The following is a 12,269-nucleotide window of genomic DNA, read 5'->3' as shown; positions in this document are numbered from 1 at the left end:
GCGTTCTCCTCGCACGGTCACGCGGCCTCACGATTCCACGGCCGAGCGGGGGAGAGTCGACATGTGCTGACCCACGCGCTTGACCAGCATCGCCATCTCGTAGGCGATCATGCCGACGTCCGCGTCGGCGCCCGCGAGCACCGCGAGACAGGCCCCGGACCCGGCCGCCGTGACGAACAGGAACGCGTGGTCCATCTCGACGATCGTCTGGCGCACACCGCCGCCGCCGAACTGGCGTCCGGCGCTGCGGGCGAGACTCTGGAAGCTCGCAGCGACCGCCGACAGATGCTCGGCGTCCTCCCGCGTGAGGCCGTTGGACGCGCCGACCAGCAGTCCGTCGCTGGACAACACCACCGCCTGACGCACCTGGGCGACGCGAGTGACGAGGCTGTCCAGCAGCCAGTTGAGTTCCCCCGCAGAACCCGCTGACATCAGATGTCCTCCTCTTCGTGATGGGTGGCGGTCTGCTCGGCGTCCGAGCGGCCGCGCAGCCATCCCTTCTGAATGGAGCTCAGCATGGTGCGGAGCTCCTCGGGCGAACGCTCATTACTCGGGGCATTGTCCAGCGGTTCGACGTCTTCGCGCAGCTGGGGGGCCAGGTTAGCCTGCCGGACCCGGCGCGGCAGCGACGGTCTGCCGCCCGGCGCTGCGGATTCGGCCGTCGTCTCGGGCGCCGCGGCGGTCTCGGGCAGCGCGGGTTCCGCGGGCTCCTCGACCGGCTCGAACAGCGACCGGCTCGGCGGCGGCGGAGCCGCGGAACCCCCGGAGTTGCGGGTCGGTAGCGGCGGGCGGTCGTCGGTCGTGCCGCCGAAGCGGGTCGGAAGGGGCGGGCGGTCGTCGCCGTTGCCTTCGGTGGGGGGCGGCGACCACTGAGTGCCGTAGTCGCTCATTCCCGCGTAGTCGCTCGCCCCGGACTCGTAGGAGTCCGTTTCCCCGCGCGGCCCGTAGGCGGAGCCCGGCGCTGCGTCGTGGCCGCCGAGACCCGCCGCGTACGTGGACGGTCCCGTGCCGTAGGCGGCGGCGGGGAACGATCCGGTGTCGGGCCCCGACACGTCGCCGGCCTGGCCCGCGGAGGTCTGCGACGGCCCGTCGGAGCCGCGGGACCCGTTGGCGCCGTACGGCTTCGCGTCGTACGGGCCGGTCGGATAGGTCGGCTGCCCGCCGGTGTCGGAGCGGCGCTGCGGCAGCGGTGGCCGGTCGCTCGGCACCGCCTGCATCGGCCCGGTGATGGGGCCCGTGATCGGCCCGGAGTCGGACGGGCCGCCCGGGCGGGGCGCGCCGATGGCGCCGATCGGGACGAGCGCGTCCTCGCCGCGCCGGGTGGCCGCGATCGGGCCCGACTCCAGCTCGGGCCGCTCGTCCCCGCGGGCGACGATCGCGTCGGGCAGCAGCACGATCGCGGTCGTCCCGCCGTACGGGGAGGTGCGGAGCGTGACCTGCACCCGGTGCCGCTGGGCCAGCCGGCCGACGACGAACAGGCCGAGCTGGGCGCTGTTGGACAGGTCGAACTCGGGCGGGTTCGCCAGCCGCTCGTTGGCGCGGTCGATGCTGGGCTGGTCCATGCTCAGCCCGCGGTCCTCCACCTCGAAGGCGAAGCCGTGCGCCACGAGCTGGCCGGTCACCTGGACCGCGGTGTCCGGCGGGGAGAACAGCGTGGCGTTCTCGATGAGCTCGGCGAGCAGGTGGATGAGGTCCGCGACGGCGGGGCCGGCGATGGCCACGCGCGGCATGGTGGCGACGGTGACGCGGGCGTAGTCCTCCACCTCGGCGGCCGCGGCGCGGGCGACGTCGACGGCCGGGACCGGGTTGCGCCAGCCACGGCCGGGCGCCTGCCCGGACAGAATGATCAGGCCTTCCGCGTGACGACGCATGCGGGTCGCCAGGTGGTCGAGGCGGAACAGGTCGTCCAGCTCGTCGGGCTCGGTGACCCGCCGCTCCATCGAGTCCAGCAGGCTGAGCTGGCGGTGCAGCAGCGCTTGGTTGCGGCGCGCCAGGTTGAGGAAGACCTCGCTGATGCTGCGCCGCAGGCCGGCCTCCTCGACCGCGCCCTGGATCGCGGTCCGGCGGGCGGCGTTGAACGCCTGGCCGACCTGGTCGATCTCCTGGGTGCCGAACTGCAGCGGCGGCGCCTCGGCGGCGACGTCGACGTCCTCGCCGCGCCGCAGGCGGCGGATGACGCTGGGCAGCCGCTCGTTGGCCAGGTCGAGGGCGGCGCGCCGCAGCCCGGTCAGTTCACGGATGACCGAGCGGCCGACCCACAGGGACAGAACGAGCGAGGCGATGACCGCGACCAGACCGAGGGCACCGGCCAGCGCGACCCGCAGGATGATCCCGTCGGAGATCGGCTTGGCGCGCTTGGAAGCGGCCGCCGTCGACGAGAGCTCCAGGCCGCGCATCCGGGTGACGATGGAGGAGACGGTGGTCTTCCAGGTCACGTCCATACCGGCCAGCGGGTTCGGGGCCGGCTTGGCGGGCATCCCGGGCATGGCCGTCTTGGGCTGCTGCGGCATGTGGTCGGTGAACCGGTTCTCCAGCTGCTGCAACCGGGAGTACTCGGGCGTCGCGACGATCCGCTGGTAGTAGGCGCGGTCGCTGGGACGCAGGTTGGGGAGGATCTCCTGGTAGAGGCTGCGCTGCGTGCCGACGAGCTTGGTGAACTCCACGTGCTCGGGGAACGTCAGGCGCCCGGCTGCGAGCGCGCCGGACAGCAGGGCGTCCTCCTGCGACAGCACCTCCCGCGCGCGGCCCAGGGCGACCTGGTTCTCGTTGTCCTTGGTGATGTCCGGAGAGCTCAGCGTCGACAGCGAGGACTGGAGGGCGTTGATGTCGGCGAGCGCGTCGCTGAAGTCGGTGAAGACCTGGGTGCGTTTCAGGGAGCCGCTGTCGATCGCCCGCCGCTTGGCCTGCAGGGCGTCCAGGTGCTGGAGCACCTCGCGGGTCCACTGCTTGGCCTGGGCACTGGCGACCTTCTGCACGCTGGGGTCGGAGGCCTCGCGCCGGAACAGGTCGGCCTGCCGGTCGGTGACCAGCCGGCCGGACTCCATCGACGCGCGGTCGCCGTCCGACTTGCTGCCGAGGAAGACCATCGACAGGCGGCGTTCCTGCTGCAGGGCACTGCCCAGGGCGCCGGACGGATAGCCCAGGTGGTCCTGGATCGTGTTGACGTGCCGCAGGTTCAGGCCATCGCCCAGGGTGATGCTGGCAGCGAACGCCCACAGTGTGCTCAGTGACACCAGGGGGACGATGAGCAGCAAGCTGATCTTGAAGCGGACTGACCGGAAGATGCGGCCGACCCTGGACCGGGACGGCCGCCGGCTGACATCTGATCCCACTCGTCGGTCCTTTGATTGCACCGCGACAGGCTCGACTTTCAGTGAGGCGGGGGAAACACCGTGTGAACGCGCGAGACTCTACTAGACATCCAGGCGGACACTGGCTGTGTCTGTAAATATCGGGCATCAAACACCCTGGAACTTCAAGGTGAACGGTGCCGGCTATAGGGCGAATAGTCGCAGGTAGAAGCCGGGTTTTCCGGGCACCGACCTCTGGTCCGGCCGAGAACCGAATTTCGGACGATCGGTGACAAGGGCTCCGCATCCTCCCCGACCACCCATAGAATCCGCGATCGTGATCCATGACGACCAGCCCCCGGAGACGCTCCCCGTACGTGGACGCTCGCAGCTACCCGGCGGCCGGCACCGCCGGCCGGGCAGCGGCGATCTTCCCCCCGACGCACCGGTCCTGCTTCTGGCGGTACCCGGCGCGGTCCCGGATGTCGGCAACGAGATCGCGGCGTTCATTCGCACGTCCCGGACCGACATCGACATCCGGGTCGCGCCCATCGCCGGCACCGAGCTGACGGACGTCCTGAGGGGAGTGCCCGAAGGCCGCTCGGCCGTCGTGGTACCGCTGGTCACCGGCCCGCACCCGCGGACGTACCACGACATCAACGCCGCCGTCGCGGCGGCCGGCACCCGGGCGACCGTCACCGACCCGCTCGGTCCCCACCCGCTGCTGGCCGAGGCGCTGCACGTGCGCCTCGCGGACAGCGGCCTGGCGCGCGCCGACCGCATCCGGCAGTTCAGCATCGGCGCGTCCGTCGACGGCGTCATCGTCGCCACGGTCGGCGGCGACGAGGCCGCCGTGGAGGCCGACATGACCGCGGTGCTCCTGGCGGCGCGGCTCGCCGTGCCCGTGGTCGCCGCGTCGATCGACGGCCGCCCGACGGTGGCCGAGGCGGTGGGACGACTGCGCGACTCGGGCGGGCAGCGCATCGCCATCGCCCCGTACGTCATCGGGCCCGAGATCGACTTCGAGCGTCTCGCCAAACTCGCCACCGACGCCGGCCTGGGCTGCGCCGACCCCCTCGGCGCGCACACCTCCGTCGTACGGCTGGTGAACCTGCGATACGAAGTCGCACTCGACGAGGCGATGACGTGAGCGCCCGCCCCGTACGCCCGATCGCCCCGTGCGGCACGGCCGCACTCGACGAGGAGCTGACATGAGGTCCCCCCGCAAGCGTCTCCTCGGACTCGCCTGCGCCGCCGCGGCGTTCGTTCTCGCCGCCGCGGGATGCAGCGGCGACTCCAGCGGAGGGCAGGCCGCCCAGCAGGTGCCGCGGCTGAGCGCCCAGCAGGAGATCGGCGCCACCGAGGGCCGGCTGAACCTGGTCATCTGGGCCGGGTACGCCGAGAACGGTTCCACCGACAAGACCATCGACTGGGTGCACCCCTTCGAGAAGAAGACCGGGTGCCGGGTCAACGCGAAGGTCGCCGACACCTCCGACTCGATGGTCGCGCTGATGAAGACCGGGCAGTACGACGGCGTCTCGGCCTCCGGTGACGCGTCGCTGCGGCTCGTGTACGGCGGCCTGGTCGCGCCCGTCAACACGAACCTTCTCACGTACTACCGCGACATCCCGTCGTACCTGAAGAACCAGCCGTACAACTCGGTCAAGGGCCAGATGTACGGCACGCCGCACGGCTATGGCGCCAACTACCTCATGTACCGCACGGACAAGATCCCGGGCACGCCCGCGTCCTGGAGCATCGTGTGGGACAAGAACAGCGCGGCGGCCGACCACGTCGTCGCGTACGACTCGCCGATCTACATCGCCGACGCGGCGCTCTACCTCAAGGCCCACCGGCCCGACCTGAAGATCTCCGACGTGTACGAGCTGACGCAGACGCAGTTCGACGCCGCCGTCGACCTGCTGAAGCAGCAGCGCTCCAACGTCAACCAGTACTGGTCGAACTACCTCGACGAGGTCGAGGCGTTCAAGGTGGGCGACAACTACGCCGGGACCGCGTGGCAGGTGACCGCCAACACGGCCAAGACCGAGAAGGCGAAGATCGCGACCACCATCCCGATGGAGGGCGCCACCGGGTGGTCGGACACCTGGATGGTCGCCGCCCGGGCCCAGCACCCGAACTGCATGTACAAGTGGATGAACTGGATCACATCTCCCAAGGTGCAGTCGGCGGTGGCGCAGTACTTCGGTGAGGCTCCGGCCAACCCCAAGGCCTGCAAATACGCGGCGAAGGGCTTCTGCGGGCAGTTCCGCGTGGGCGACGTCGACTTCTACAAGCGCCTTGCGTTCTGGAAGACTCCCGTCGCAGACTGTGGTGATTCTCGCGGAGCGAATTGCGTCGACTACTCCAAGTGGACGCAGATCTGGACGCAGATCAAGGGATAGATGAACAGATGAACACCGAAGAGCCCGGCGTTTCCGCCGCGGTCACCCTCCGCGCGATACGCAAGACCTTCGGCGAGGTCACCGCCGTGGACGGCGTTGACCTGGACATCCGCGACGGTGAGTTCTTCGCGATGCTCGGGCCGTCCGGATCGGGTAAGACGACGGTGCTGCGGATGATCGCGGGCTTCGAGACGCCGACCTACGGTCAGGTCCTCCTCGGTGGCCGCGACGTCACGAAGCTCGCGCCCTTCGACCGGGACGTCAACACCGTCTTCCAGGACTACGCGCTGTTCCCCCACATGAACGTCCTGGCCAACGTCGAGTACGGCCTGAAGGTCAAGAAGGTCGGCAAGGCGGAGCGCCGCGAGCGCGCCCTGCAGGCCCTGGCCTCCGTCCGTCTCGAAGGCTTCGACAAGCGCAAGCCCGGCCAGCTGTCCGGCGGCCAGCGCCAGCGCGTGGCGCTGGCCCGCGCGCTGGTCAACCGCCCGAAGGTCCTGCTGCTCGACGAGCCGCTCGGCGCCCTGGACCTGAAGCTCCGCGAGGAGATGCAGGTCGAGCTCAAGGCCATCCAGCGGGAGGTCGGCATCACCTTCCTGTTCGTCACGCACGACCAGGAAGAGGCACTGACCATGGCCGACCGGATCGCGGTGTTCGACGCGGGCCGGATCGAGCAGGTGGGGACTCCCGCGGAGGTGTACGAGCAGCCGGCCTCGGCGTTCGTCGCCGGGTTCGTCGGCACCTCCAACCTCATCGAAGGTGAGGCGGCCCAGTCCATACTCGGCCGGCCGGGCGTCTACAGCGTCCGGCCGGAGAAGCTCCGCGTCGAAACGGACCTCGACGCGAAGCTGCCCGAAGACGAGCACTCCGCGACCGGCACGGTGGCGGAGGTCGTCTACGCGGGGGCGGCCACCCGGTTCGTCGTGGACCTCGACGCCGGTGGCCGGCTGGTGGCGCTGCAGCAGAACCTGCAGTCCTCCTCGATGGACGTGCTCAAGCTGCGCGAAGCCCGGGTCAGGCTCGCGTGGCGCCGTGAGCACGAGTTCGCCATCCCCGGTCCGACGTGATGCCGGCCGGTCACCGCCCGACCGGCCGTCTCGCCGCGGCGCGTGCGCCGCGGTCTTCCCCCGAGAAAATTCCATCTGATCGGAGTCTCCATGCTGCGCCCAACGCGCCTCGCGCTCGTCGCGGTGGCCGCCGTCTCCCTCCTCGCCGCCGGGTGCGGCGGTAAGAGCGGCGGCTCGCACCACGGCGGGACCGATGCCGCAGGGTTCACGCCCCCCAAGATCAACGCGCTCTCGTCGCTCGGCCAGGGCGAGGGTCAGGTCAACCTGGTCTCCTGGGCCGGCTACGTCGAGGACGGCTCGAACAACAAGGCCCTCGACTGGGTCCACCCGTTCGAGCAGCAGACCGGCTGCAAGGTCAACAACAAGGTGGCCGGCACGTCGGACGAGATGGTCAGCCTGATGAAGACCGGCCAGTACGACGCGGTGTCCGCCTCGGGCGACGCCTCGCTGCGGCTCATCGCCGCCGGCACGGTCGCCCCCGTCAACACGGGCCTCGTGCCGAACTACGCCGACATCTTCCCGGACCTGAAGAACAAGCCGTGGAACTCCGTCAACGGCAAGATGTACGGCATCCCCCACGGCCGGGGCGCCAACATGCTGATGTACCGGACGGACAAGGTGAATCCGGCTCCCGACTCCTGGAGCGTGGTCTTCGACCCGAACTCCCCGTACAAGGGCCACATCACCGCCTACGACTCGCCGATCTACATCGCCGACGCGGCGCTCTACCTGAGCGCCACCCAGCCGGCGCTCGGCATCAAGGACCCGTACGCGCTCGACCAGAAGCAGTTCGACGCCGCAGTGAACCTGCTCAAGGAGCAGAAGAAGATCGTCGGTGAGTACTGGTCGGACGCCACGAAGACCCAGCAGTCGTTCAAGAGCGGCGACACGCTCCTCGGCACCAGCTGGCAGGTGATCGCCAACGGCCTGACGGCGGAGAAGGCCCCGGTCGCGACCGTGCTGCCCAAGGAGGGCGCGACCGGCTGGTCCGACACGTGGATGGTGTCGGCCAAGGCGAAGAACCCGAACTGCGCCTACAAGTGGCTCGACTGGGTGGTCTCCCCGAAGGTGAACGCCCAGATCGCCGAGAGCTGGGGCGAGGCGCCGTCCAACAGCAAGGCGTGCGCCCTGACGACCGACAAGAGTTTCTGCAACACCTTCCACGCCGCGGACGCGCCGTACTGGACGAAGGTTCACTACTGGAACACGCCGATCACGCAGTGCCTCGACGGCCGTAAGGACGTCAAGTGCGTGGACTACGCGAAGTGGACCCAGGCCTGGACGCAGATCAAGGGCTGATGAGCACCATCGCGACGCCCGGTGGGCCGGTTCGCCGGCTCGCCGGGCTGCTTCACCGCCGGCCGTACCTTCGCCTGGCCGGACTGCTGTCCGCGCCACTGCTGTGGCTCGTCGTGGCCTACCTCGGGTCGCTGGCGGCGCTGTTCGCCGCCGCGTTCTGGACCACCGACGACTTCACCGGCCAGGTGGTCAAGCAGTTCAACCTGGACAACTTCCACGAGCTGTGGAGCCAGGGCGTCTACCGGACGATCACGCTGCGCAGCGTGGGCGTGGCAGCGGCGGTCACCGTCATCGACGGCGTGGTCGCCTTCCCGATGGCCCTCTACATGGCCAAGATCGCCTCGCCGCGCGCCCAGCGTTGGCTCGTCATCGCAGTGCTGACACCGCTGTGGGCGAGCTACCTCGTCAAGGCGTACGCCTGGCGGATCATGTTCTCCGGCTCCGGAGTGCTGAGCTGGATCCTCGACCCGTTCGGGATCCACGGCCCCGGGTACGGCCTGCCGGCGACCATCGTCACCCTGGCGTACCTCTGGCTGCCGTACATGATCCTGCCGATCTACGCGGGACTGGAGCGGCTGCCGAACTCCCTGCTGGACGCCGCCGGTGACCTCGGAGCCCGGACCTTCCGGACGTTCCGTACGGTGATGTGGCCGGTGGCGTTCCCGGCGGTGATCGCCGGATCGATCTTCACCTTCTCGCTGTCGCTCGGCGACTACATCACGGTGAAGATCGTGGGCGGCAAGAGCCAGCTCATCGGCAACGTCGTCTACGACAACATCGGCGCGGCGGATAACCTGCCGTTCGCCGCCGCCGTCGCGACCGTCCCGGTGGTCATCATGGTGATCTACCTGATCGCCGTGCGCCGCACCGGGGCCCTCGACAACCTGTAATTCAGATTGGGGGAAGCGATGTTCCGCTCCGGGCCGAACGCCGGCCTCGCGGCATCGCGAGCCGGATGACGCTTTCGCGGGGAGCCCGCATCGGCCTGCGCGTGGCGATGATCCTCGGGCTCGGTGTGATCTACGTGCCGCTGCTCGTCGTGCTCATCAACTCGTTCAACGCCGACCGGGCGTTCGCCTGGCCGCCGGCGCACTTCACCGGCCAGTGGTGGTCGGCGGCGTGGGGCAACGGCGGCGTGCGTTCGGCACTGTGGACGTCGGTCAAGGCCGGCCTGGGCGCCACGGTGGTGGCCCTGGTGCTGGGCACCATGGCGGCGTTCGCCGTGCAGCGCTACCGGTTCTTCGGCCGCGACACGATTTCGCTGCTGGTCATCCTGCCGATCGCGCTGCCCGGCATCGTCACCGGCATCGCGCTGAACAACGCGTTCCGCACGGTGCTGTCCCCGCTGGGCATCCAGCTCGGGCTGTTCACCGTCGTCATCGGGCACGCGACGTTCTGCGTCGTCACCGTCTACAACAACGTCCTGGCCCGGCTGCGCCGCCTCGGCACCCGCGTCGAGGAGGCCTCGGCCGACCTGGGCGCCGACACGTTCCAGACGTTCCGGTACGTCACGTTCCCGCTGCTGCGCTCGGCGCTGTTCGCCGGCGGGCTGCTGTCGTTCGCGCTGTCGTTCGACGAGATCATCGTGACGACGTTCACGGCCGGCGCGGGCGTCCAGACCCTGCCGATCTGGATCTTCAACAACCTCTTCCGGCCGACCCAGGCGCCGATCGTCAACGTCGTGGCCGCGGCCCTGATCGTGCTGTCCGTCGTGCCGGTGTACCTCGCCCAGCGCATCTCCGGGGACACCCGGGGCCTGTAGGCGACACCAGAGCAGAGAACCAGGAGGGACCGCCGCAGTGAAGCGCACCGTCTGTAGGCGGCACCCCGGCAAGCAGAACACCAGGAAGAGCCGCCGCAGTGAAGCGCACGGTCTGTAGGCGGCACCCCGGCAAGCACAGAACACCAGGAAGGACCGACCGCAGTGAAGCGCACCGTCCGTAACTTCGTGAACGGCTCGCCGGCCGACGCGGCCGACGGCCGTACGGCGGACCTGATCAGCCCCGTCACCGGCGAGGCGTTCGGCACGGCCCCGGTCTCCGGACAGGCCGAGGTCGACGCGGCGTTCGACGCCGCGGCCCGCGCGTTCGAGACCTGGCGCGACACCACTCCCTCCGAACGGCAGCTCGCGCTGCTGCGCATCGCCGACGCCATCGAGGCCCGCGCCGACGAACTCGTCGCGCTCGAGTCGGAGAACACCGGGAAGCCGATCGGCCTGACGGCGTCGGAGGAGATCCCGCCGATGGTCGACCAGATCCGGTTCTTCGCCGGCGCCGCGCGGATCCTGGAGGGCCGCTCGGCAGGGGAGTACATGGCCGGGCACACCTCCTGGATCCGGCGGGAGCCGATCGGCGTGTGCGCGCAGGTCACGCCGTGGAACTACCCGATGATGATGGCGGTCTGGAAGTTCGCGCCGGCCATTGCCGCGGGCAACACGGTGGTGCTCAAGCCGTCCGACACGACCCCGGTGACGACGGCGCTGATGGCCGAGATCGCCGCCGAGTTCCTGCCGCCGGGCGTGTTCAACGTCGTCTGCGGCGACCGCGACACCGGGCGCCTGCTCGTCGAGCACCCTGTTCCGCAGATGGTGTCGATCACCGGGTCGGTGCGGGCCGGCAGCGAGGTCGCCCAGTCGGCCGCCGCCGACCTCAAGCGGGTCCACCTGGAGCTGGGCGGCAAGGCGCCGGTCATCGTGTTCGACGACGCGGACGTCGAGGCCGCGGCCCAGGCGATCGCCGAGGCCGGGTACTTCAACGCCGGCCAGGACTGCACGGCCGCCACCCGCGTGCTGGCCGCCCCCGGCGTCCACGACGACTTCGTCGCGGCGCTGACCGAGCAGGCCGCGCAGACCCGCACCGGCCTGCCCGACGACGAGGACGTCCTGTACGGCCCGCTCAACAACGCCGTCCAGCTCGACCGGGTCGCCGGCTTCATCGACCGGCTGCCCGACCACGCGTCCGTGACCACCGGCGGGTCCCGCGCCCGCGAGCAGGGCTTCTTCTACCAGCCCACCGTCGTGTCCGGACTCGGCCAGGACGACGAGGCCGTGCAGAGCGAGATCTTCGGACCGGTCATCACCGTCCAGCGTTTCTCCGACGAGGACGAGGCCGTCCGCTGGGCCAACGGCGTCAAGTACGGCCTGGCCTCCTCCGTCTGGACCAAGGACCACGGTCGGGCGATGCGCGTGTCGCGGCGGCTCGACTTCGGCTGCGTCTGGATCAACACGCACATCCCGCTGGTCGCCGAGATGCCGCACGGCGGGTTCAAGCACTCCGGGTACGGCAAGGACCTGTCGATGTACGGCTTCGAGGACTACACCCGCGTCAAGCACGTGATGTCCAACATCGAGGTCTGAGAGCCGGGACCGGGCTCCGGCGGTGGCGTGAATCCGACGTCACCGCCGGAGCCGGTCAACGTGGTTTGTGGGCATGACGCCGCTCCGCCCGTACGGTCCAGGTAGTGATCTACATTGTAAAGGCGGCGGCCTCAGTCCTTGAGCTCGTGCCGCAGCATGCTGTAGACGAACACGTCACGCCAGACGCCGCCGCGGAACGTGTACCCGCGCAGCACGCCCTCGCGGGTGAACCCGGCCTTCTGCAGCGCCCACTGCTCGGCGGCGTTCGTGGTCTCGGTGATCGCCTCGATGCGGTTCACCGTGGTGTGCGCGAACAGGTACCGCACGAGCAGCCGCTGTGCCTCGGTGCCGTAGCCGAGGCCGCGCGCCTCCGGCCGCATGGCGACGCCGATGTTCCAGCAGTACGACCGGGGCGACGTGACCTGCTTGCGCCACGAGACGAACCCGAGCCGCTCGTCGCCGCGCAGCGCGATGAGGAGTCCGCGGTCGTCCTCCAGCAGGCCGTTCTCCTCCCAGCGCCTCCGGAAGTGCCACTGTTCGAGCCAGCCGTGCCAGCCGTGCTCGCCGGTGGCCTCGGGATCACCCGTGAGCCTCTCGATCACCGCCAGATCGTCGCGGCCCGCAGGCCTCAAGCGCAGCTCGCCATCGCCCATGCCCGCAGAGCTTAAGCTCGCGACCGAGCGGCAACAATGGTGCCGTTTCCACGGAGAAGACCCTTCGCCTTGAACAGCACCGACCACTGCGCGGGGCGAATGGCGCGGAGAAGGCCCTTCCGCCTGAACGGCACCGTTCCCCTGCGCGGGGCGAATGGTGCTGTCCGCGCGGAGAAGACACTTCCGCCCGGACAGCACCATTC

General features: G+C 69.9%; 10 protein-coding genes. 7 read left to right on the top strand and 3 right to left on the bottom strand.

All coding sequences use genetic code 11. The features are described 5' to 3' along the window. Nucleotides 1-27: 27 nt before the first annotated feature. Together ACQP2O_RS36565 and ACQP2O_RS36560 are read right to left on the bottom strand one after the other, a co-directional pair. Complete coding sequence (locus tag ACQP2O_RS36565; RefSeq protein WP_360876759.1) at nucleotides 28-432, bottom strand: roadblock/LC7 domain-containing protein; 405 nt, start codon at nucleotides 430-432, stop codon at nucleotides 28-30. After that, entirely contained in the window at nucleotides 432-3,233 is a 2,802-nt protein-coding gene (locus ACQP2O_RS36560; RefSeq protein ID WP_433173244.1) for a nitrate- and nitrite sensing domain-containing protein, read from the bottom strand. The genes ACQP2O_RS36565 and ACQP2O_RS36560 overlap by 1 nt, the downstream gene beginning before the upstream one ends. A gap of 394 nt (nucleotides 3,234-3,627) precedes the next feature. Between ACQP2O_RS36560 and ACQP2O_RS36555 the strand changes: the two genes are divergently transcribed. The 7 genes from ACQP2O_RS36555 to ACQP2O_RS36525 all read left to right on the top strand — a co-directional run bounded on the left by ACQP2O_RS36555 (nucleotide 3,628) and on the right by ACQP2O_RS36525 (nucleotide 11,413). Next, entirely contained in the window at nucleotides 3,628-4,440 is an 813-nt protein-coding gene (locus ACQP2O_RS36555) for a sirohydrochlorin chelatase (RefSeq protein WP_433173242.1), read from the top strand. Nucleotides 4,441-4,501: 61 nt separating this feature from the next. Next, nucleotides 4,502-5,695, top strand: a complete 1,194-nt coding sequence (locus ACQP2O_RS36550; RefSeq protein ID WP_433173240.1) for an extracellular solute-binding protein — start codon at nucleotides 4,502-4,504, stop codon at nucleotides 5,693-5,695. A gap of 8 nt (nucleotides 5,696-5,703) precedes the next feature. After that, nucleotides 5,704-6,759 (top strand): ABC transporter ATP-binding protein, encoded by a 1,056-nt coding sequence (locus ACQP2O_RS36545; RefSeq protein WP_433173238.1) that lies wholly within the window; start codon nucleotides 5,704-5,706, stop codon nucleotides 6,757-6,759. A 90-nt stretch (nucleotides 6,760-6,849) separates the two neighbouring features. Further along, on the top strand, nucleotides 6,850-8,058 hold the full coding sequence (locus ACQP2O_RS36540; RefSeq protein WP_433173236.1) for an ABC transporter substrate-binding protein: 1,209 nt from the start codon (nucleotides 6,850-6,852) through the stop codon (nucleotides 8,056-8,058). Continuing rightward, the gene (locus ACQP2O_RS36535) at nucleotides 8,058-8,948 is read left to right on the top strand and encodes an ABC transporter permease (protein ID WP_433173234.1); all 891 of its coding nucleotides are present in this window, start codon (nucleotides 8,058-8,060) and stop codon (nucleotides 8,946-8,948) included. The genes ACQP2O_RS36540 and ACQP2O_RS36535 overlap by 1 nt, the downstream gene beginning before the upstream one ends. Nucleotides 8,949-9,013: 65 nt before the next feature. Beyond that, the gene (locus tag ACQP2O_RS36530; RefSeq protein WP_433173232.1) at nucleotides 9,014-9,820 is read left to right on the top strand and encodes an ABC transporter permease; all 807 of its coding nucleotides are present in this window, start codon (nucleotides 9,014-9,016) and stop codon (nucleotides 9,818-9,820) included. Nucleotides 9,821-9,982: 162 nt separating this feature from the next. Continuing rightward, nucleotides 9,983-11,413, top strand: a complete 1,431-nt coding sequence (locus ACQP2O_RS36525) for a gamma-aminobutyraldehyde dehydrogenase (RefSeq protein WP_433173230.1) — start codon at nucleotides 9,983-9,985, stop codon at nucleotides 11,411-11,413. A gap of 131 nt (nucleotides 11,414-11,544) precedes the next feature. Here the strand turns inward: ACQP2O_RS36525 and ACQP2O_RS36520 are convergent, their stop codons facing one another. Further along, on the bottom strand, nucleotides 11,545-12,066 hold the full coding sequence (locus ACQP2O_RS36520; protein WP_433173228.1) for a GNAT family N-acetyltransferase: 522 nt from the start codon (nucleotides 12,064-12,066) through the stop codon (nucleotides 11,545-11,547). Between the last annotated feature and the right edge of the window lie 203 nt (nucleotides 12,067-12,269).

The sequence above is a fragment of the Actinoallomurus sp. CA-150999 genome, assembly GCF_050942425.1.
Taxonomy (GTDB): domain Bacteria; phylum Actinomycetota; class Actinomycetes; order Streptosporangiales; family Streptosporangiaceae; genus Actinoallomurus.
The sequence above is the reverse complement of the archived record's forward strand: the minus strand, read 5'-3'. Positions and strand labels throughout refer to the sequence as shown.

Excerpts from the sequence above, each read along its gene's own strand:
- ACQP2O_RS36565 (WP_360876759.1), bottom strand. The coding sequence starts at position 432 with ATGTCAGCGGGTTCTGCGGGGGAACTCAACTGGCTGCTGGACAGCCTC.
- ACQP2O_RS36550 (WP_433173240.1), top strand. The coding sequence starts at position 4,502 with ATGAGGTCCCCCCGCAAGCGTCTCCTCGGACTCGCCTGCGCCGCCGCG.
- ACQP2O_RS36545 (WP_433173238.1), top strand. The coding sequence starts at position 5,704 with ATGAACACCGAAGAGCCCGGCGTTTCCGCCGCGGTCACCCTCCGCGCG.
- ACQP2O_RS36540 (WP_433173236.1), top strand. The coding sequence starts at position 6,850 with ATGCTGCGCCCAACGCGCCTCGCGCTCGTCGCGGTGGCCGCCGTCTCC.
- ACQP2O_RS36535 (WP_433173234.1), top strand. The coding sequence starts at position 8,058 with ATGAGCACCATCGCGACGCCCGGTGGGCCGGTTCGCCGGCTCGCCGGG.
- ACQP2O_RS36530 (WP_433173232.1), top strand. The coding sequence starts at position 9,014 with ATGACGCTTTCGCGGGGAGCCCGCATCGGCCTGCGCGTGGCGATGATC.
- ACQP2O_RS36520 (WP_433173228.1), bottom strand. The coding sequence starts at position 12,066 with ATGGGCGATGGCGAGCTGCGCTTGAGGCCTGCGGGCCGCGACGATCTG.